General features: G+C 63.7%; 18 protein-coding genes. 12 read left to right on the top strand and 6 right to left on the bottom strand.

The window, feature by feature from the left end:
- The first annotated feature begins 24 nt into the window (after window positions 1–24).
- Genes MRBLMC3_RS07380 through MRBLMC3_RS07390 form a run of 3 tightly spaced genes read left to right on the top strand, consistent with a single transcriptional unit; the run spans window position 25 to window position 1,801 of the window.
- Window positions 25–681, top strand: coding sequence for an SCO family protein (locus MRBLMC3_RS07380; RefSeq protein ID WP_363739719.1), 657 nt, complete (start codon window positions 25–27; stop codon window positions 679–681).
- A gap of 3 nt (window positions 682–684) precedes the next feature.
- Window positions 685–1,110, top strand: coding sequence for a YcgN family cysteine cluster protein (locus MRBLMC3_RS07385; RefSeq protein WP_133654478.1), 426 nt, complete (start codon window positions 685–687; stop codon window positions 1,108–1,110).
- The gene (locus tag MRBLMC3_RS07390) at window positions 1,091–1,801 is read left to right on the top strand and encodes a M48 family metallopeptidase (protein ID WP_363827209.1); all 711 of its coding nucleotides are present in this window, start codon (window positions 1,091–1,093) and stop codon (window positions 1,799–1,801) included. Before MRBLMC3_RS07385 ends, MRBLMC3_RS07390 begins: the two co-directional genes overlap by 20 nt.
- 77 nt (window positions 1,802–1,878) lie before the next feature.
- Here MRBLMC3_RS07390 and MRBLMC3_RS07395 read toward each other — a convergent pair whose 3' ends face one another.
- A complete protein-coding gene (locus MRBLMC3_RS07395) occupies window positions 1,879–2,727 on the bottom strand; it encodes a rhodanese-related sulfurtransferase (protein WP_363827212.1) in 849 nt (282 codons plus the stop codon).
- Window positions 2,728–2,780: 53 nt separating this feature from the next.
- Between MRBLMC3_RS07395 and pdeM the strand changes: the two genes are divergently transcribed.
- Window positions 2,781–3,440 carry a ligase-associated DNA damage response endonuclease PdeM gene (pdeM, locus tag MRBLMC3_RS07400; protein WP_363827215.1) on the top strand — a complete coding sequence of 220 codons (660 nt, stop codon included), beginning with the start codon at window positions 2,781–2,783 and terminating at the stop codon, window positions 3,438–3,440.
- A gap of 188 nt (window positions 3,441–3,628) precedes the next feature.
- Window positions 3,629–6,397, top strand: coding sequence for a TonB-dependent receptor (locus tag MRBLMC3_RS07405; protein WP_363827217.1), 2,769 nt, complete (start codon window positions 3,629–3,631; stop codon window positions 6,395–6,397).
- Here MRBLMC3_RS07405 and MRBLMC3_RS07410 read toward each other — a convergent pair.
- Entirely contained in the window at window positions 6,375–7,121 is a 747-nt protein-coding gene (locus tag MRBLMC3_RS07410; protein WP_363827219.1) for a YggS family pyridoxal phosphate-dependent enzyme, read from the bottom strand. The genes MRBLMC3_RS07405 and MRBLMC3_RS07410 overlap by 23 nt on opposite strands.
- Before the next feature lie 17 nt (window positions 7,122–7,138).
- On the opposite strand from MRBLMC3_RS07410, the gene MRBLMC3_RS07415 reads away from it, so the two are divergent.
- Window positions 7,139–7,699, top strand: a complete 561-nt coding sequence (locus tag MRBLMC3_RS07415) for a thiamine phosphate synthase (protein WP_363827227.1) — start codon at window positions 7,139–7,141, stop codon at window positions 7,697–7,699.
- A 63-nt stretch (window positions 7,700–7,762) separates the two neighbouring features.
- Here the strand turns inward: MRBLMC3_RS07415 and MRBLMC3_RS07420 are convergent, their stop codons facing one another.
- Window positions 7,763–10,174: a ligase-associated DNA damage response DEXH box helicase gene (locus tag MRBLMC3_RS07420; RefSeq protein WP_363827283.1), complete on the bottom strand. Its 2,412-nt coding sequence runs from the start codon at window positions 10,172–10,174 to the stop codon at window positions 7,763–7,765.
- A gap of 226 nt (window positions 10,175–10,400) precedes the next feature.
- Here MRBLMC3_RS07420 and MRBLMC3_RS07425 point away from each other — a divergent pair, with 226 nt between their 5' ends.
- Both MRBLMC3_RS07425 and MRBLMC3_RS07430 read left to right on the top strand, forming a co-directional pair.
- The gene (locus MRBLMC3_RS07425; protein WP_363827230.1) at window positions 10,401–11,738 is read left to right on the top strand and encodes a cystathionine gamma-synthase family protein; all 1,338 of its coding nucleotides are present in this window, start codon (window positions 10,401–10,403) and stop codon (window positions 11,736–11,738) included.
- The gene (locus MRBLMC3_RS07430) at window positions 11,735–12,676 is read left to right on the top strand and encodes a 2-hydroxyacid dehydrogenase (protein ID WP_363827233.1); all 942 of its coding nucleotides are present in this window, start codon (window positions 11,735–11,737) and stop codon (window positions 12,674–12,676) included. The genes MRBLMC3_RS07425 and MRBLMC3_RS07430 overlap by 4 nt, the downstream gene beginning before the upstream one ends.
- Before the next feature lie 21 nt (window positions 12,677–12,697).
- Here MRBLMC3_RS07430 and MRBLMC3_RS07435 read toward each other — a convergent pair whose 3' ends face one another.
- On the bottom strand, window positions 12,698–13,372 hold the full coding sequence (locus MRBLMC3_RS07435; RefSeq protein WP_363739736.1) for an HAD family hydrolase: 675 nt from the start codon (window positions 13,370–13,372) through the stop codon (window positions 12,698–12,700).
- A 99-nt stretch (window positions 13,373–13,471) separates the two neighbouring features.
- Here MRBLMC3_RS07435 and MRBLMC3_RS07440 point away from each other — a divergent pair, with 99 nt between their 5' ends.
- Genes MRBLMC3_RS07440 through MRBLMC3_RS07455 form a run of 4 tightly spaced genes read left to right on the top strand, consistent with a single transcriptional unit; the run spans window position 13,472 to window position 17,017 of the window.
- Window positions 13,472–14,581 (top strand): MlaE family lipid ABC transporter permease subunit, encoded by a 1,110-nt coding sequence (locus tag MRBLMC3_RS07440; protein WP_363739796.1) that lies wholly within the window; start codon window positions 13,472–13,474, stop codon window positions 14,579–14,581.
- Window positions 14,581–15,429 (top strand): ABC transporter ATP-binding protein, encoded by an 849-nt coding sequence (locus tag MRBLMC3_RS07445; RefSeq protein ID WP_363739738.1) that lies wholly within the window; start codon window positions 14,581–14,583, stop codon window positions 15,427–15,429. Before MRBLMC3_RS07440 ends, MRBLMC3_RS07445 begins: the two co-directional genes overlap by 1 nt.
- 3 nt (window positions 15,430–15,432) lie before the next feature.
- Entirely contained in the window at window positions 15,433–16,395 is a 963-nt protein-coding gene (locus MRBLMC3_RS07450) for an MlaD family protein (RefSeq protein ID WP_363739739.1), read from the top strand.
- Window positions 16,396–16,408: 13 nt separating this feature from the next.
- Complete coding sequence (locus MRBLMC3_RS07455; RefSeq protein ID WP_363739798.1) at window positions 16,409–17,017, top strand: ABC-type transport auxiliary lipoprotein family protein; 609 nt, start codon at window positions 16,409–16,411, stop codon at window positions 17,015–17,017.
- Window positions 17,018–17,026: 9 nt separating this feature from the next.
- On the opposite strand, the gene pepN is transcribed toward MRBLMC3_RS07455, so the two are convergent.
- Both pepN and MRBLMC3_RS07465 read right to left on the bottom strand, forming a co-directional pair.
- Window positions 17,027–19,624, bottom strand: a complete 2,598-nt coding sequence (gene pepN, locus MRBLMC3_RS07460; protein ID WP_363827234.1) for an aminopeptidase N — start codon at window positions 19,622–19,624, stop codon at window positions 17,027–17,029.
- 86 nt (window positions 19,625–19,710) lie between these two features.
- Window positions 19,711–20,613 (bottom strand): ParB/RepB/Spo0J family partition protein, encoded by a 903-nt coding sequence (locus MRBLMC3_RS07465; protein ID WP_414714633.1) that lies wholly within the window; start codon window positions 20,611–20,613, stop codon window positions 19,711–19,713.
- Window positions 20,614–20,620 lie beyond the last annotated feature (7 nt).

Raw genomic sequence — 20,620 nt, forward strand, 5'->3', positions numbered from 1 at the left:
TTGCAAATCGGGCCATAGCAGGGCATGGCTGGCGGCGCCATGAACAAAGCGCTGATTTCGCTCGCCCTGCCGCTGACCGTCCTGCTGGCAGCCTGCAATATGGGGGCCGGAGGCAATGCATCAAGCGCTGACGAAAGCGTCCAGGGCGATCTGCATGGCGCGCGCATCGGCGCGCCCTTCACCCTGACCGATCAGGATGGCGGGAAGGTCCGCTGGGACGATTTCAAGGGCAAATACCGCCTGGTCTATTTCGGCTACACCTATTGCCCAGATGTCTGCCCCGTTGACCTGCAGCGGATCATGCAGGGTTTCACCCGGTTCGAGAAGGAACGGCCCGCCCTGGCGGCCAAGGTCCAGCCGATCTTCATCAGCGTCGATCCGGATCGGGACACGCCTGCCGTCCTCAAAACCTATGTCGCTGCCTTCCATCCCCGCCTGATCGGCCTGACCGGTACGCCTGACGAAATTGCCAGGGTGGCGAAGGACTTCGTGGTCCTGTACAATAAGGAAGAGGCCAAGGGCGCCAGCGGCTATCTGGTCAGCCACAGCCGGACGCCCTATCTTTTCGATGGTGATGGCGCGCCGGTCGCGCTGGTTCCGGTGGACGATCCGGGAACGCCGGACGTGGATGAGGGGGAGCCGGCAAAGGTGACGGCTTTCCTTGAAAAATGGGTGAAGTGACGGTTGGACTTCTGGGAAAAGCCCCTCGACAAACTGGATCGCGGCGAGTGGGAAGCGCTGTGCGATGGTTGCGGCAAATGCTGCCTGCACAAGGTCGAGGACGAGGATAGCGGCCATATCTACCCCACCAATGTCGCTTGCCGCCTGCTGGACCGGCACAGCGGGCAATGCTCCAACTATAAGGACCGCCGCCAATTCGTGCCCGATTGCGTGCGATTGACCCCGGCGAAGGTGAAGACGATAAGCTGGCTGCCCCGCACCTGCGCCTATCGGCTGCGTGGAGAGGGAAAGCCGCTGCCGCAATGGCATTATCTGATCTGCGGCGATCGGGAAGCGGTGCACCATGCGCGGGAATCCGTGCGCGGCTGGACGATCGCCGAAGCGGATGTCGGCGATTGGGAAAATCATCTTGTCGACAGAGAGCTCTGACGCGGTCCTGATCGTCGATGGCGTGGCCGTTCCCGTGCGGGTGCACCGCTCGGCGCGGGCAAAGGCCTATCGATTGTCGCTGGATCATGCGCGCGGTGAACTCAGGCTGTCACTGCCCAGCCGGGCCAATCTGAAGCGCGCTCTCGGCTGGGCGCAGGAACATGAAGGCTGGGTCCGTTCGCAAATGGCGCGAAGACCCGCGCAAGTGATGCTCCGCGACGGCGCCGCCTTTCCTCTGGAGGGGCGGGAGGTGCGCATTTGCTGGGTCGAGGGCGCCTCGCGCGTGATCCGGCTGGAAGAGGATCGACTGCTCCTTGGTGGCGCGACCGAATCGGTGGGCCCGCGTGTCCTGCGCTGGCTGAAGATGCGGGCGAAGGCTGTGCTGGAGACCGAGAGCCATGAAATGGCGCGGGACCATGGGCTGATCGTGGCGTCGGTCGGCATTGGCGATCCGCGCAGCCGCTGGGCGAGCTGTGCCTCCAGCGGAATGATCCGCTATAGCTGGCGGCTGATCCTTTGTCCGCCGGGAGTGCGGCGGGCCACCGTCGCGCATGAACTGGCCCATCTGCTGCATATGGACCACAGCCCCGCCTTCCACGCGGCGCACCAGCGGATCCTGGGGGAAGACCCCCGACCGGCACGTAACTGGCTGCGGACCCATGGATCGGCGCTGCATCGTTTCGTCGTGTGACAGTCGCTGGGAAGGAAGTAGCGCTATCTCACCGCCACCTTGGCCGAGGGCCATGGAAATACCATCGGGCCGATCCTCTACACTTGGTTCCGGTGCGGCCAGACCCCGGACCCATCCGCCGGGCAATCATGTGCAGTCTCGCGACCATGAGGCAGCCCGCAGGCGCGGCAGGTGACATAATCCCCTGCCTTCAGCCCATGGCCCACCGCCACCCGCTCATCGAAGACATAGCAGTCGCCGCGCCACAGGCTTTCCTCTTCCGGCATTTCCTCCAGATAGCGCAATATGCCGCCGCGCAGGTGATAGACCTCCTCAAAGCCGCGCGTGCGGACCAGAGCGGTCGATTTCTCGCATCTGATGCCGCCCGTGCAGAACATGGCGATGCGCGGTTTTCGGCCCTGCTCGCGGAGCTTTTCGGCGAAATCGTCGAACCATGCGGGAAAATCGCGAAATGAGCGGGTACCCGGATCGATCGCGCGCTCGAAACTGCCGACCGATATTTCATAGCCGTTGCGCGTATCGATCACGACGGTGTCCGGATCGGCGATAAGGGCATTCCATGCCGCCGGATCGAGATGCTTGCCCGCCTGATGCGCCGGATCAAGATCGGCAGCGCCCATCGTGACGATCTCTGCCTTCACCTTCACCTTCATGCGGGCGAAGGGCGCTGTATCGCTATGGGCATATTTCACGTCGAGATCGGCGCAGCCGGACAAGGCACGGATATGCGTCACCAGCCTTCCAATGGCAGCTTCATTGCCGGCCACCGTGCCATTGATCCCCTCTCCCGCGACGATCAGCGTGCCGCAGGTACCGATTTCTGCGCAGAGCAGGCGCAGATCGCGGGCAATCGCCTGCGGATCGTCGAAGGACGCGAAACGGTAAAGCGCAGCGATGGTGAAAGCGGATTCCATGCCAGCGCCCATAGCCGCTTCCTCGCCCTCTTGAAAGCAGCGGGGCAAGGGCGCATAGGCAAGCTATGGTTCCCCTTTCGTTCGCGGGTCACGATTTTCTGGCATTGCCGGAGGCTGCGCTTTTCTGGCCGGCGCGCTCCGCCCTGCTGGTAGCGGACCTGCATTTCGAAAAGGCGAGCTGGTTCGCGCGGTTCGGGCAATTCCTGCCCCCGCACGACAGCCATGCCACGCTCGACATGATCGAGATGCTGGTCGAACGGACCGGCGCACGGGCTGTCTGGTCGCTGGGCGACAGTTTCCATGACGCCGATGGGGCGGCGCGGCTTGACCCCGCGGTACGGGCAAGATTGGCGCTGCTGACGGACAGGGTCGACTGGGTCTGGATCACGGGCAATCACGATGTCGGCATGGCGCAGACGCCTGGCGGCAGGCGTTGCGCGGATATGCAGGTGGACGGCATCTGGCTGCGGCATGAGGCGGACCCGGCGGACCCGCTGCCGGAGATATCAGGGCATTATCATCCCAAATTCCGCCTATCGGTGCGGGGCCGCCATGTGTCGCGGCGCTGCTTCGTCGGGTCGCGGACCAAATTGATTCTGCCTGCCCTGGGCGCGCTGACCGGCGGTCTGGATGCCAGTCATGGCGCGATTCGGCGGGTGATGGGATCGGAGGCAGCTGCCTTGGTGCCGGTCGCCGACCGGCTGCTGCGCTTTCCCATAATATAGGCCGCCGTTACGGAAACCGGAATTTAAGCTGTGACCTCTACGTTACAGCCTATGAGAATCCGGTCACTATCTGGCGCAAAAGCCCCTGAAAATCAGGCATATCTTGCCTTCACCCCGCTGTGGCAGCATAGTTCGACCATAATTCGACGCGGCGCCAAACCGCGCGGCAAAGGAGAGGGAGCATCATCATGAAGAAGAGCCTTTGGCTGATTTCTGCCGGTGCCATGGCATTGGGCAGCAGCGTTCCGGTCGCATGGGCGCAGGACAGCGGAACAGCGATCGATCCGGAAAGCGTCAACATCATCGTCACGGCGACGCGGCGCGCCAGTCCTCTGTCCGACGTGCCGATCGCCGTGTCGGCGGTGACCGCGCAGGCGATGCAGAATAGCGGCGCGACGGATATTCGCGCGCTCAACCAACTGGCTCCTTCGCTGCTGCTGTCTTCCACCGGGACGGAGGCCAACGCCTCGGCACGCATCCGCGGCATTGGCACGGTCGGCGACAATCCCGGTCTGGAGAGCTCCGTCGCGGTGTTCATCGACGGCGTCTACCGATCGCGCACCGGCGCCGGCCTCAACGAACTGGGCGAGATCGAACGGGTCGAGGTGCTGCGCGGACCGCAGGGCACGCTGTTCGGCCGCAACGCCTCCGCCGGCCTCATCAACATCATCAGCAAGGCGCCGGAGTTCAAGCTCGCCGGCAAGGCTGAAATCACCTATGGCAATTATGACTATTGGCGGCTGGCGGGCCGCATCACCGGGCCGGTCAGCGACCAGTTGGCGCTGAGCCTGGACGGGGTGTGGTCGAAGCGGGACGGTTTCTACGACCTGGTGAACGCCAGCGGCGCCAAGGTGGGCGAGACCAACGATCGCGATCGTTATTTCCTGCGCGGGCAGGCATTGTTCGAGCCGAATGACGCGCTCTCCATCCGCCTGATCGGAGATTATACCCATCGCGATGAAAGCTGCTGCGGTGCGGCCTATATCGAAACGCGGGAACGCCGCCCGGTTGCCGGAGGGGGCTACAGCACGGCACCCTTCAACCGGATCGCGGCTATATTGGCGGGACAGGGCAGCACATTCCCCGTCGATCCCTATGACCGCAACCTCCACATCACGGCTGGCCGCGATTATGTGAGCAAGCTCAAGGATTGGGGCATTTCGGGCGAGATCAACTATGATCTGGGCGGCGCCAAGCTGACCAGCATCACCGCCTATCGCAACTATAAGAGCCAGGATTACGGCGATTACGACTATAGCGGGGCTGACCTGCTCTACCGCGATCCCAACACCTATCGCCAGTTCCGTACCTTCACCCAGGAAGTGCGGGCGCAGGGATCTGCCTTTGGCGAGGTGCTCGACTGGTTGGTGGGCGGCTATTACGCCCATGAGAAGCTGGCGCTGGAAGATAATATCCGCTTCGGTGCGGACTATGGGCGTTTCGCGGCCTGCCGTCTGATGGCGGGGGCGAGCGTCAACAGCAACCTGACCGCCGCGCAACTCGGCGCTTGCGGCAGCGGCCTGGCGACACAGGCGCTGATTAGCGGTACGCAGGCGCAGTTGAATGCAGGTTTGACTCCGGCGGTGGGCGCGACGCAGGCGAGCATCATTTCCACCGGTCTCGGCAATGGATTGCGGGCCTTGGCGGCGATTCCGTCGGGGACCGGGGATGTCGCTTCGCTCTATCATCAGAAGAGCGAGAATTGGGCGCTGTTCACCCATAATATCGTGCATATCACCAAGCAGCTCGATCTGACTCTGGGTCTGCGCTACACCCATGAAAGCAAGCGTTTCTCAGCCGATTTCAACAATAATAATGCGACCTGCGCGGCGTTGCAGGCCTCCGGGCTGTCGAGCATCGCCACGAATCCGCTGCTTCGCAACACCTCGGCCGGTACGCTGGCGGGCGGTATTTTGACATTGGGCTGCCTGGGCAACGGCTCCACCGGGCTGAACGCGCTCGACCTCAACGACAAAATCACCGATGGGGAGTTTTCCGGCACCGCTGTCCTGTCATGGAAGCCGATCGACGAACTGCTGGTCTATGGCAGCTATTCCAAGGGCTACAAGGCGGGCGGATATAATCTCGATCGCTTCCAGCTTGGATCGACCGGTCTGAATCCGGTCCCGGCCGTATTCGCGCCGCGCACCAACGCCGATGTGACCAGCCTGCGCTTCGCGGCCGAAAAGGTCGATGCGTTTGAAGTGGGCCTGAAATATAGCCAGCCCAAATGGAGCGCGAACATCGCCGCCTTCCGGCAGGAGTTCAAGAATTTCCAGTTGAACACCTTCAACGGCACCAGCTTCGTCGTGCAGAACATCAATGGCTGCGATGGCGCGTTGACGGCGGCGCGGACCTGCGCCAGCGGCGATGTCGGGCCGGGTCTGATCAGCCAGGGCGTGGAGCTGGAACTGTCGGCTACGCCGGTACGGAACGTGCGCCTGTCGGGGGGATTCACCTATGCCCGCGCCAAATTCGCCAACCGACTGGTCGGCAGCGGCGACGGAACGGTACCCCTGGATCCGGCGCTGTTCCTGTTGCCGGGATCGATCAACTCCCAGGCGCCTGAAGCGGTGACGACGGTCAGCGCGTCCTGGACGCCGCCGCTTGGCTCAAACGGCCTGTCGGCGCTCTTCTACGTCGACGGGCGCATGAGCAGCGACTTCAACACCGGGTCCGACCTGTTCCCGGAAAAGCGGCAGGACGGCTATGCGGTATTCAACGCCCGCGTCGGCATTCGTGGGCCGCAGCAGCGCTGGGCGGTGGAATTCTGGGGTCAGAACATCTTCAACCAGGATTATACCCAGGTCGCCTTCAGCAGCCCGCTCCAGTCGAGCAGCCCGTCCACCTCGACTACGGGCCAGTTCGCCCTGGGCGCACCGATGGCGAACCAGTTGATCTCCGCCTATCTGGCCGAACCCCGCACCTATGGCGTCACCCTTCGCGGGAGTTTCTGATCATGCCCCTGCCGCTCCCCGGTGTCGGGCGAGCGGCAGGGCGCTCCCCGAACAGGGCTGTGCCGATGCGGATGTGCGTTGCGCCCAGCATGATCGCGGTTTCATAATCGCCCGACATGCCCATGGAGAGCTGCTCCAGCCCTTCCTCCCGCGCCATCTTGGCGAGCAGGGCGAAAAAGGGCGCGGGCTCCCCCTCGGCGGGGGGCACGCACATCAGTCCCAACAGCGGAATGTTCGCCTCACGCGCCAGCCGGATCAGCGCCGGTACGTCGGTGATCGGACAACCGCCCTTTTGCGGTTCCGCACCGATATTGACCTGGATGAAACAGGGCACGCGCTTGTCCGCTGCATCCATGGCCTTGGCCAGCGCCGTCAGCAGCGATGGCCGGTCAAGCGAATGGATGACGTCGAACAGCGCGACGGCATCGGCCGCCTTGTTTGACTGAAGCTGACCCACCAGGTGCAGTTGAAGGCCTTCATGCTCTTCGTAAAGCGCCGGCCATTTGCCTTCCGCTTCCTGCACGCGATTTTCCCCGAAGACCCGCTGGCCCGCCGTGATCAGCGGGCGGATGGCGTCTGCCGCCTGCGTCTTGGACACGGCGATCAGGGTGATGTCCTCGGCGGTGCGCCCGGTAAGGCGGGCGGCTCGGCCCATGGCGTCACCTATCCCGGCCAATCGGTTCGCGGCGAGCCGTTCCGCGGCTTCAATGCTGTCGGTCGTCATGGCGGCTGCTATAGGCGATGGCCATGCAGCGCCGCCACCGTAAAAAACTGCCGATGATCTGGTTGATGACCGACGAACGGGTTGAGGAGACCGCCTTGCTGGCGGCTGTCGCCCGTCTGCCGAAGGGCCGGGCGGGGATCATATTCCGGCACTATCGCACCATCGTATCACGGCGCCGGGCCTTGTTCGACCGGATCGCCCAAATAGCCCGAAGCCGGCGACTGGTGCTGATGCTGGGCGGCACGGCGATACAGGCGCAGGCCTGGGACGCCGATGGCTGGCATGGACGTGACCGGCGCCGGGCGGCAAAGCCGCTGCTCCACAGCAGACCGGTGCATGACCGGCGGGAGATGGTGCAAGCGGCGCATTTTTCGGCGGATTTCGTCCTTCTCTCGCCACTTTTCCCGACGCGCTCCCACCCCGGCTCACCCATATTGGGGCGAAAGGGATTCGCGGCTCTGGCCCGACTGGCCCCCATGCCGGTGGTCGCCCTGGGTGGAGTGCGCGCGGCACATCAAGGGATGTTGACGGGCATCGGTGCATCCGGCTGGGCGGCGATCGACGGCCTGTCGCTTTGACAACCGTGAAGGCGCACTCAAGCCAATGGAGGAATGCAGTCGTGACCGGGGATCTTCGTCCCTTCAGTCCGTACGCATCGCCTCCGCCACCAATGCTTCCGCTTCGATCAGCAGGGCGTCCTCCACCTCATGCTGCGCGACCTGCTCGCGTCCGATGAGGATCAGCACCGGGACAGCAAGCGGGCTTACCCGGTCGAGATCGATATGCAGCATGGTGGCCGAAGCGCGGTCGATCAGGTCGCCCAATCGGCCCACATCGGTCATCCGCGCCCGCGCATCGGCCCAAGCGGCCTTCAACAGCAGATGGTCGGGCTGGTATTTGCGCAGCACGTCGTAGATGAGGTCGGTCGAGAAAGTGACCTGCCGCCCCGTCTTGCGCTTGCCGGGGTGCTGGCGTTCGATCAGGCCGGCAATGACGGCCACGTCCCGAAAGGCGCGCTTGAGCAGGCTGGATTGTTCCACCCACTCGATGAATTCATGATCGAGGATGTCGGCTGAAAACAGGCTTTGCGGATCCGTGATCGGCTTCAACCCATAGACGGCGAGCGCATAGTCGTTGGAGACGAAGCCCATGGGCATCAAACCTTGCGCATCCATGCGGCGCGTCAGCAGCATGCCCAGCGACTGGTGCGCGTTCCAGCCCTCGAAACTGTAGCAGACCAGATAGTGGCGGCCCTCATGCGGGAAGGTCTCGACCAGCAATTGTCCCGGTTCCGGCAAGGCAGAGCGATATTTCTGAACTTCCAGCCATTCGCGCACATCGTCAGGAAAGCGCGACCATTGGCCCGGTTCGGCCAGGAAGTGGCGCACCCGGTCGGCCAGTCGTGTGGACATGGCCATGCGGGTGCCGCCCCAACTGGGGATTCGCGCCCGCTTCGACGTGGCGCGGACGATAAGGTCGGCGCTGTCCATGCGCACCACCTCCAGCGCCGTCCCGGAAAAGAAGAAGCAGTCGCCGGGGCTCAGGGCGGCGGCAAACCCCTCCTCCACCGTGCCGAGCTTGCGTCCATTGGCGAAGCGGACGGCCAGCGCGGGCTGGTCGACGATGATGCCGGCGTTGAGGCGGTGCTGCTGGATGAAGCGGGGATGGGAGACGCGCCACAGGCCGTCGGGACCGAGTGTCAGCCGCTTGAAGCGGTCATAGGCGCGCAGGGCATAGCCGCCGCCCTCGATAAAATGAAGGACATTGGCGAAGGCTTCGTCCGTTAACGCACTATAGGGCGTGGCCGATCGCACTTCCGCCAGCAACTCTTCCGCGCGGAACGGCGCGGCGCAGGCAAGGCCCATCACATGCTGGGCAAGGACATCGAGGCTGCCCGGACGAAAATCATCGGCGTCTCGTTCGCCCGACTCCACCGCATCCAGAGCGGCGCGGGCTTCCAGATATTCGAAGCGGTTACCGGGAATGAGTATGGCTTCCGACGCCATGTCGAGACGGTGATTGGCCCGGCCGATGCGCTGGAGCAGGCGCGAACTGCCCTTCGGCGCGCCCATCTGGATGACACAATCCACATTGCCCCAATCGACGCCCAGATCGAGCGAGGCCGTGGCGACGAGCGCGCGCAGCTTGCCGGCTGCCATCGCTGCCTCCACCTTGCGCCGCGCCTCGATGGAAAGGCTGCCATGATGAATGGCGATGGGCAGGTTCGCCTCGTTCACCGACCAGAGTTCCTGGAAGATCAGTTCCGCCAGGCCGCGAGTGTTGCAGAAGACCAATGTCGTGGCGCGGCGCTCGATCTCTTCCATCACCTGCCGTGCGGCATATTTGCCGGAATGACCGGACCAGGGAATGCGTCCTTCGGGAATGAGGATGGTGACATGGGGGTCGGCGCCCGCTTCGCCCATGACCGGGGTGACGGTGCCAATATCGCCATCGGGCGCCAGCCAGGCCCGATAGGCATCGACATCCGCGACGGTGGCGGACAGCGCGACGCGGCGAAGGCCGGGATTGATGCTCTGGAGGCGGGAGAGGGAAAGATTGAGGATGTCACCCCGCTTCTGGGTGGCGAAGGCGTGAACCTCATCGATGATTACCGTCTTCAGGTTCGCGAACATGAGGAAGCTGTCGGGATAGCTCAGCAGCAGCGAAAGCGACTCCGGCGTGGTGAGCAGGATCTGCGGCGGGCGGGCGCGCTGGCGTGCCTTGCGGTCGGACGGCGTGTCGCCCGTGCGGGTCTCCACGCGGATTGGCAGGCCCATCTCCTCTATGGGCGTCAGGAGATTGCGGCGCACATCCACCGCCAATGCCTTGAGCGGCGAGACATAGAGGGTATGGAGACCCTCCGTCGGATTCTCGATTAGGTCGGAAAGGGTCGGCAGGAAACCGGCCAGCGTCTTGCCCGCGCCGGTAGGCGCCACCAGCAGCGCGTGAGCGCCGGATCGGGCCGCAGTCAGCATGTCGAGCTGGTGGCGGCGGGGCGTCCACCCTCGTGCGGCGAACCATCGCTCCAGCGGTTCGGACAGGCGTTGGTTCATGAGGAACATGTAGGATGGGAACACAGGAACGTCATCCCGTTCAACGCGGCCTTGCCGTGAACGCTCCCCTGCTCCCCCTTTGCCGAGCACCATGTGGCCCGTAATTTAAGTTTGGTTCCATGAAATAATCTAACAAATCGGCTCTGGCTCCCCACCCCCGAAAGGCGTTACACTCCTCCTCATCACAGCGGCGCAGCAGATGCCGCAGACATGCAGGAGATCATCGATGACCGGCGAAACCGAAGCCGACCTCACTGGGGCGGAACCTACCCATAACCGCCGCCGACCCAAGCAACCGATCATGGAGATCGAGGGTCGCAAACTGAAGCCCGCAACCTTGATGATGGGCCATGGCTATGATCCGACCCTGTCCGAGGGCTCGCTGAAGCCGCCGATCTTCCTGACGTCCACCTTCGCTTTCGAAAGCGCGGCGGCCGGCAAGCGGCATTTTGAAGGTGTAACGGGAATCCGACCCGGTGGCGCCGAGGGTCTCGTCTATTCGCGCTTTAACGGGCCGAACCAGGAAATCGCCGAGGACCGACTGTCGGTCTGGGAAGAGGCGGAGGATGCCCTGCTGTTTTCCAGCGGCATGTCCGCGATCGCGACCACCCTGCTTGCGCTGGTGCAGCCGGGCGATGTGATCGTGCATTCCGCACCGCTCTATGCCGCGACCGAATCGCTGATCGGCCGCATCCTCGGCAAATTCGGCGTGCAGTGGCTGGACTTTCCGGCGGGCGCGACGGAGGAGGAGATCGGCGCGGTGATCGAGAGGGCCAGGGCGTTGGGCCGCGTGGCGGTGATCTATCTGGAAAGTCCGGCCAACCCGACCAATGTTCTCGTCGATCTGGAGGCGGTAGTTGCGCGGCGCGACTTTTCCTTCGCAGGCGAAGAATATCGCCCGCCCATCGCCATCGACAACACATTTCTGGGGCCGCTCTGGCTGCATCCGCTGAGCCATGGTGCCGATCTCGTCATCTACAGCCTCACCAAATATGCGGGCGGGCATAGCGATCTGGTCGCCGGCGGCGTGCTGGGGTCCAATGCGCTGATCAATATGATCCGGTTGATGCGGAACACCATCGGCACGATCCTGGACCCGCATTCGGCCTGGATGTTGCTGCGCAGCCTTGAGACGCTGGAACTGCGCATGGGCCGGGCGGGCGAGAATGCGGCGAAGGTCTGCGCCTGGCTGAAGGACCAGCCCCAGGTGGAGAAGGTCGTCTATCTCGGCTTCCCCGAAACGGAACGGCAGGCGGACATTTATCGCCGGCACTGCACGGGAGCGGGATCGACCTTCTCGCTCTATCTGAAAGGGGGCGAGGCGGAGGCCTTTGCTTTCCTGGATGCGCTCAAGATCGCGAAGCTCGCCGTCAGCCTGGGCGGAACCGAAACGCTGGCCAGTCATCCGGCGGCCATGACGCATCTCTCCGTGCCCGCCGAAAGGAAGAAGGCGCTGGGGATTGGTGACAATATGGTGCGCATCTCCATAGGCTGCGAGGATGCGGACGACCTGATCGCGGATTTCGCGCAGGCTTTGCGGGCGGTGGAGGGGATCGGCGGATGACGGCCACGCCGTTGATCCTGGTGGGGCAGCCGCTGTTGGCGCCGCTGCTGGATGCGCTTTCCCCCCGCTATGAGGCCTTGGCCCTGTGGGAGGAGAGCGGGCGGGCGCGGCTGGCGGAAGCCGAAGTGCTGGTGACGGCGGGTGAATACCGGCTTGACCCCGCGATGCTGGAGCAGATGGCGGCGCTGCGGCTGATTGCCTGCTTCACCGTGGGCTATGACGGGGTCGACCTTGATTGGGCGCGGGCGCGAGGCGTGGCCGTCACCCACGGGGCGGACGCCAATGCGGCCGATGTGGCGGATCATGCCCTGGGCCTGATCCTTGCGCACAGGCGGCAGATACTGGCGGGCGACCGGCAGGTGCGTTCGGGTCAATGGACGGCGGGGACGAAGAGGCTCACCCGATCGATGGGGGGCGCGCGGATCGGGATCGTCGGCATGGGCAGCATCGGCATCGCCCTGGCAGAGCGAGCCGACCTGTTGCGTATGCACGTGGGTTGGTGGGGCCCGCGGGAAAAGCCGCAACTGCCCTGGCCAAGGGCGGAGAACCTGAAGGTGCTCGCTCGCGACAGTGACGTCATGGTGATCACCGCCAGGGCGACGGAGGAAAATCGCGGGATGATCGATGCGGGCGTGATGGATGCATTGGGGCCGCACGGGCTGCTGGTGAATGTCGCGCGGGGACAGTTGGTGGACGAGGATGCGTTGATCGCGGCGCTGGGCGATGGACGGCTTGGCGGGGCAGCGCTGGACGTGTTCGAGAGAGAGCCCACGCCGGCAGCGCGCTGGGCCGAATTGCCCAATGTCGTGCTGACGCCGCATATGGGCGGCGCTACCCGCGAGGCGGTCGGACGCATGACGGATTTGCTGCTGGCGAACCTTGCCGCGCTTTTTTCGGGGGAGCCGCTGGTTTCACCCGTCCTGGAGGCGCAGCGATAATCGCGGCGCCCGTGGTTTCCCTTATGCCCAGTCCACCCGCTTCCACCCCCGTTCCGCCGCCAGTTTCGCCAGCGGCTTATGAGGGTTGGAGGCGATGGCCAAGTCAGCGAACTCCAGCATCGGCGCATCGGAGACGTGATCGGAATAGGCGCGGATATGCGCCTGCGTGCGGTCGATCGCCTCGGCTGCCATCCACGCCTTGATCATCCGCAGCTTGCCCGTGTCATAGCAATTCTCGCCTGCGATCCTGGCGCGGACATAGCGCAGATCCTGGCTCAGATGATCGGTCGCGATCACCGCGTCGAACCCCAGCCTGCGGGCGATCGGTTCGACATAAAGGCGATAGGAGGCCGTGGCCAGCACCAGCCGATACCCATCCGCCCTGTCCTTCGCGATCTGCGCCAGGGCACCGGCACGGACATTATGCGCGATCACCTTCGCCGCATAGCTTTCCACATGGGGCATCAGCCGGGCACGCTCGACATTGGGGCCGATCATCAGCGCCTGATTCAGTTCCTTCAGTCGCTGACGCGTGATCAGTTTCAGAACATAGGCCAGCATCAGCAGGATCACGGCTGGAAACAAGGCCAGACGCCAAGGCGCCATGCGTTTGGCGACATGAAGCAGAAAGCCGGTATAGGTGCCGCTGAACGTCACCGTCCGGTCCATATCGTAGATTGCAAGCCTGTGCGTCATGCCATGTCCGAAACTTTTTAGGGCGTCCCTTCGTTTGACCGTGCGGATGGGCCGTTTCGGCTTGCCGTGCAACCGATAATGGACCACATCTCCGCCTTGATGAACAAAGCCGCTGATCTTGCCCAGGAAGTCCGCGACGGCGAGACGGTCATTCGGCTTTCGGGCAATCTGTCCATTGCCTGTCTTCACCATCTGCCCGAGCGGCTGGATGCCGTGGAGGGGCCGGTCGACATCATCGACCTGTCCGACGTGGAGCATATGGACACGATCGGCGCCTGGATATTGTACCGCACGATCAAGCGCTGGAACTGCAGGATCACAGGCGACAGGTGCGATGCGGAAAGGCTGATCGCGGCGGTCGGCCGCGTCGACGAGCCGGTAAACATCCGACCGGATTATGTGCCGCCCTGGCAGCGGGTCGTGGGCCAGATCGGTGAGGCTGTGGTCAATGCCGGCAGCACCCTGCTCGGCCTGCTCGGCTTTTTCGGCGGCACGCTGGTCGCGACCTGGAACGTCATCCGTCATCCCAGACGCTTCCGCATCAATGCGGTGGTCCAGCGTTTCGAGGTGGTCGGCGTCTCGGCGCTGGGCATCATCGGCCTCATGAGCTTCCTGATCGGCATCGTCATTGCCCAGCAGGGCTCGGTACAGCTTCGCCAGTTCGGCATGGAGATGCTGACGATCAACCTGGTCGGCCGCCTCACCTTCCGCGAACTCGGCGTGCTGATGACGGCGATCATGGTCGCGGGCCGTTCCGGCTCAGCCTTCGCCGCGCAATTGGGGACGATGAAGCTCACCGAGGAAGTGGACGCCATGCGGACCATCGGCGTGTCGCCCATGGAGGCGCTGGTGCTGCCGCGGACCCTGGCCGTCGTGGTGATGATGCCGCTTCTGGGTTTCTATTCGTCCATCGTCGCCATCATCGGCGGCGGCTTCCTCTGTGCGGTGTCGCTCGACATTCCGCCCATCACCTTTGTCCAGCGCCTGCGGGAGGTGGTGCCGATCCATGACCTGTGGGTGGGCCTGATCAAGGCGCCCGTCTTCGGGGTCATCATCGCGCTGGCGGGCTGTTTCCAGGGCATGCAGGTAAAGGGCAATGCCGAGGAAGTGGGTCTGCGCACGACAGCGGCAGTGGTACAGGCGATCTTCCTCGTCATCGTTCTCGACTCCTTCTTCGCTGTCTTCTTCACCTGGGTAGGCTGGAACTGATGACGCCCGAAGAAGCGATAAGCGCGGAAGAAGAGCGGGTCGAAAAGGCGCTGGAGCGTGACGACATCGCCATATCGGTCCGCAATCTCCGCAACAGCTTCGGCGATCAGGTCGTGCATGAGGGGCTGAACCTCGACGTGCGCAAGGGCGAGATATTGGGCGTGGTCGGCGGATCGGGCACGGGTAAGTCGGTGTTGATGCGATCCATCATCGGCCTCCAGACGCCTGACGAGGGCGAGGTGCATGTTTTCGGCGAATCCATGATCGGTCGGCTGGATGACGAAGCCCTGGCCATCCGCAAGCGCTGGGGCGTGCTTTTTCAGGGTGGCGCGCTGTTCTCCACGCTGACCGTGGCGGAAAATGTCGAGGTGCCGATTCGCGAATATTATCCGAATATCGGTGCAACGCTCCGGGACGAGATTGCCGCCTACAAGATTCGCATGACCGGCCTGCCGGCTGAGGCCGGCCCCAAATATCCCGCCGAGCTATCGGGTGGCATGAAGAAGCGCGCGGGTCTGGCCCGAGCCCTGGCGCTGGACCCGGATCTGCTGTTCCTCGACGAACCCACCGCCGGGCTGGACCCGATCGGCGCCGCGGCGTTCGACAATCAGACGCGAAAATTGCAGCAGACGCTGGGACTTACGGTCTTCCTCATTACCCATGATCTCGACACGCTCTATTCGATCTGCGACCGGGTAGCGGTGCTGGCCGACAGGAAGGTGACGGCGGTCGGCACCATCGACGAACTGCTGGCCACCGATCACCCGTGGATCCAGGAATATTTCAACGGCCCGCGCGGGCGCGCCGCGACGGCGGCGGTTGCCCGCGAAAAGGACAAGAGGCGATAGGATATGGAAACCCGCTCCAACCATGTGCTGGTGGGCACGGTCACGCTGCTGTTGCTGGCGGCGATCATGATCGCGGCTTTCTGGTTCTCGCGCCTCTCCCAGGGCGACAATATGGAATATGACATCTTCTTCAAACAGTCGGTGAACGGCCTCGCAAAGGGATCGAGCGTCAATTATTCCGGCGTCCCCTCCGGACAGGTGGAGAAGATCGAACTGTGGAAGCGTGATCCCGGCTTCGTGAAGGTGCGCATTTCGGTGAAGGAAGGGACGCCGGTCCTGCAGGGGACGACCGCGACCATTGCCGGGGTGGGCTTTACCGGCGTGTCGGAAATCGTGCTGGACGGTGCGGTCAAGGGCGCGCGGCCGATCACCTGCCCGGCAGAAAACCCCCTCGCCTCCTGCCCCGACGGCGTGCCGGTGATCCCGACCAAGCCGGGAGCGCTCGGCGAACTGCTCAACAATGCGCCGCAATTGCTCGAGCGGCTATCGACCCTGACCGAGCGGCTGACGGAATTGCTGAACGACAAGAACCAGCAATCGATCGCCAGCATCCTGGCCAATGTGGAGCGGATTTCCGGCTCGCTGGCTGATCGCAGCCCGGAAATCGCGGCGACCCTTGCCGAAGCCCGGATTGCCGTGCAGCGCACCGGTATAGCGGCCGAGCAGATCGGCAAGCTGGCCGCTTCTACTGACGCCATGGTGAATGATGAGGGCCGCCCGCTGCTGGCGGACCTGCGCAAGAGCATCCAGTCCGCGACGCACAGCATCGACACACTCGACAAGACCATTGCAGAGGCGCAGCCGGGCGTTCGCGCCTTCAGCAATCAGACCATGCCGGAGGTGAACCAGCTCGTTCGCGATCTGCGCGAAATGTCGCGCTCCTTCCGGGGCGTGGCCGAAAAACTGGATCAGCAGGGTGCGGGATCGATCGTCGGATCGCCCAAATTGCCCGATTACAAGCGATAAGAGGGACATGATGATGTTTCACAGGAAACTTGGCCTGATGCCGGTGGCCCTCGGTGCTCTCATGCTGGCCGGTTGCGTGTCCTTCGGCGGCAAGCCGCCGGAGCGGCTGCTGTCGCTGAACGCCGCCCAGAAGGTGGCGCCGGGTACGCTGCGCAGCGCGTCTTCGGCCGCGGCCATCACCGTGGCCGATCCCGAAGCGCCCAAGATGCTGGACACGGTGCGTGTTCCGGTGATCACCTCGCCTACGTCGGTCGCCTATGTGACCAAGGTGCAATGGGCCGACACGCCGCGCCATCTGTTCCAGAAGCTGCTGGCCGAGACCATCGCCGCGACGAGCAATCGCATCGTGCTCGACCCCGGCCAATATTCCGCCGATGCCGGGCAGCGATTGATGGGCGAACTGGTCGATTTCGGCGTGGATGAGGCGAGCAACAGCGCGGTCGTGACCTATGACGCCATGCTGACCGGACCGGGTGGCACGGCCATCGCCAAGCAGCGCTTCACCGCAACGGCCCCGGTCGGGGGCAAGATAGACGCGAACAGCGTCGGAGCGCCCCTCAATGCCGCCGCCAACAAGGTCGCAGCCGATGTCGCGGCCTGGCTGGAGGCTTCGGGGCGGTAGGGATCTCCGTTACTCCAGGCTCTTGCTGACCTGTTCCGTCACGTCCTTTGAGAGGCCGGGTTGGAGCAGGATACGCTGCAATTCCGCCCGCATGAGCGCCGAACGTCCTTCATCGAAGCGCTTCCAGCGCCCCAGCGGCGGCACCAGGCGCGCGGCGGTCTGTGGATTGAGCTTGTCGAGCGCGATGATGCAGTCCGCGATCAAGCGGTAGCCCTTGCCCGAACGGTGGTGAAAGGCCCATTGGTTGCCCGCGAAGGCACCATAAAGCGCCCTTACCCGGTTGGGATTGGTCAGGGTGAAGTCCCTGTGCCTGCCCAGTTCCTCGACCAGGTCGACCGTGTCCGGATGGAAGGCGAAGGCCTGCGTCTGGAACCATTTGTCGAGCGTCAGCGCATCGTCGCGGTAGCGGTTGTAGAAGATGTCGAGCGCTGCTTCCCGTTCCGCGCTGGTGCCGTTCGCCAATGTCGCGAGCGCCGCCTGCCGTTCGGTCATGTTGTCGGCCTCGCTGAACTGGCCGAAGGCGACAGCCGGACCATCCGTCGCACCGGAAGCCGCCAGATAGAGAAGAGCCGTGTTACGCAGCTTCCTCGCGCCCTTGGCGGTTGACGACAGGGCGAAGGCATTGGCCTTGGTCCTGGCGTGAATGTCGCGCCAGAGCGGCTCCAGTTCGGTACCTATGCGCCTTTGCAGCGCATCGCGCGCGACGTGGATCGCGTCGGGATCGACCACCGCCATCTGGTCGCCCAGATAGGCTTCGCTTGGGAGGCGGATCGCCTCCGCGACGAAGGCTGGGTCCAGCAGCGGGTCGTCGGCGGTGTTGCGGATCGCGGCGATCACCGCCTCTTCATCGACCGCCTGCCCGCCAATGCGGCCGACCAGCACATTGACCATCAGTTGCTGCATGGCCTCGTACCGGGCGAAGGGATCGTCGTCATGAGCAGACAGGAAGGCAAGATCGGCCTGGCTGCGGTTGGTTTCGACAATGACCGGCGCGGAAAAGCCGCGATTGATGGACAGGATCGGCGCTGTCGTCCAGCCCTCGAAAGTGAAGCTCTGGCGCGTCTCCCTCAGCATCAGCAGCTCGTCACCCCGGTTCCGGCCGGTTTCCGGGTCGAAAAGGGCGGTGCGGAGAGGGATGGCCATGGGCCGCTTTTCGGGCTGCCCTGGAGTCGGTGGAACCGTTTGTTCGAGTAGCAAGGTTACGGTCTGGGCAGCGGGATCATGGTGGAGCAAGGCGCGGACATGCGGCGTGCCGGCCTGCTGATACCAGAGGCGGAACTGGCTGAGGTCGATCTCACCCCCCTCCTCCATAGCCAGGACGAAATCCTCGCAGGTTGCGGCTTCCCCGTCATGCCGGTTGAAGTAGAGGTCGGTTCCGGCACGAAAACGCTCCGGCCCCAGCATCAGCGCCATCATGCGGATCAGTTCCGCGCCCTTGTTGTAGATGGTCGCAGTGTAGAAGTTGCTGATTTCCATGTAGGATTCTGGCCGAACCGGATGGGCGAGCGGTCCGCTGTCCTCCTGGAACTGCGCGGCGCGCAGGATACGGACGTCCTCGATCCGCTTGACCGCATGCGACCCCATGTCGGCGGAGAAATTCTGGTCGCGAAAGACGGTGAAGCCTTCCTTCAGGCTGAGCTGGAACCAGTCGCGGCACGTGACGCGATTGCCCGACCAGTTGTGGAAATATTCATGCGCCACAACGCCTTCCACACCATCATAGTCGATGTCGGTCGCGGTTTCCGGATCGGCCAATATGTAACGCGAATTGAAGATGTTGAGGCCCTTGTTCTCCATCGCGCCGAAGTTGAAATCGGCTACGGCGACGATGTTGAACACGTCCAGATCATATTCCCGGCCATAGACCCGCTCGTCCCATGCCATGCTGTTCTTGAGCGCCTGCATGGCATGGGCGGTGCGGGGCAGGTCGGCTTCCCTGACCCAGATGCCCAGCCGCACTTCCCGCCCGCTCATCGTGATGAAATGGTCGGAATTGCAGGCCAGGTCGCCCGCGACCAGCGCGAACAGGTAGCAGGGCTTTGGAAAGGGATCGTTCCAGCGGGCCCAGTGCCGGCCATCGGGCAGTTCCCCCTGCTCCACCGGATCGCCATTGGCGAGCAGAACCGGATAGAGCGTCTTGTCCGCCGCCATTCGCACCGAATAGCGCGACAGAATGTCGGGCCGATCAGGAAAGAAGGTGATGCGCCGGAAACCCTCGGCCTCACATTGGGTGCAAAGCAGGCCGCCGCTGGCGTAAAGCCCCATCAGCTTGCTGTTGTCCTGGGGGGCGATCTCCACGAACGTTTCAACGATATGGGAGGGACCGGAAAGTGCGATGACCAGCGTCCCGCCCTCCATGGACCACTGGTTGGTCGCAAGAACCGCGCCGTCGACCCTGATTTCAAGCGGCAGGAGGCCGTCGCCATCCAATTTCAGCGGCTGGTCGTGATCGCCGTTCCGCGTGACCGACAATGTCGCATGGACGCGCGTGGACGCGGCATCCAGGTCGAAATCCAGCGCGATTTCAGGCACCAGCCAGTCCGGCGGCCGATAGTCCTCACGACGGGTGACATGGGCTATTGTGAGAGAGGATGAATTGTCTGCCATGCGATCAGGCTAGGCAGTTGAAGGCGAAAAGACCAGTGGCCGCCGCAGCTAAATGCGGCTGCGCACCGGTTCTTTTTACCGGGCTGTCAGATGCGCTCGCCCGAGAGGCGCTGACATAGCATGTCCAGTTGGTCGAGCGTGGAATAATGCAGCGAGAGTATGCCGCTGCCGCCCTGCGCATAGTCTATATCGACCTTTACGCCCAATATGTCGGCGAGATGCTGTTCCAGCGCCGCGATGTCCGGATCATTTTCCTTGATGGCGACGCCACGCCTGCGACCGGGGGCGTCATCGCCCTTCTTCGCGCGGCGGACGAGTTGTTCGGTATCGCGAACGGACAGGCCCCTGGTTTCGACGGTGCGCGCAAGATTTTCGCAATCGGGCGCGCCGATGAGCGCGCGGGCATGGCCCATACTGAGTTTCTGTTCGATCACCTGCTGCTGGACGGGCCGGGGCAGATCCAGCAGGCGCATCAGATTTGCGACATGGCTGCGCGACTTGCCGACCAGGCGCCCGAGCGCTTCCTGGCTGTGCTGAAACTCGGCGATCAGCTTGCGATAGGCCTCCGCTTCCTCGATGGGGTTCAGGTCTTCGCGCTGGATATTCTCGATCAGCGCGATTTCCAGCGTCTCTGCTTCGTCGAAATCGCGCACAATGGCGGGGATGCGATGAAGCTGAGCGCGCTGCGCGGCGCGCCACCGGCGTTCCCCCGCGACGATCTGAAAGCCGCCGCCATGGGGACGGACGATGATCGGTTGAATCACGCCGCGCTTGCCGATGCTTTCGGCCAGTTCCTGCAACGCCCCTTCGTCGAAATGGCGACGGGGCTGTTCCGGATGCGGCTGTATAAGCGCCACTTCAATGCTCTGGATCGCCTTGGTGGAGGGCGGCATCACAGAGGTCGGCGCGACAGGCTCTTCCCGCGCCACATCGCCGAGCAGGGCGGACAGTCCGCGACCAAGACCATGGGGACGCTTCGCCGACTTCATTGCATTG

Source organism: Sphingobium sp. LMC3-1-1.1 (genome assembly GCF_040676285.1).
GTDB lineage: Bacteria > Pseudomonadota > Alphaproteobacteria > Sphingomonadales > Sphingomonadaceae > Sphingobium.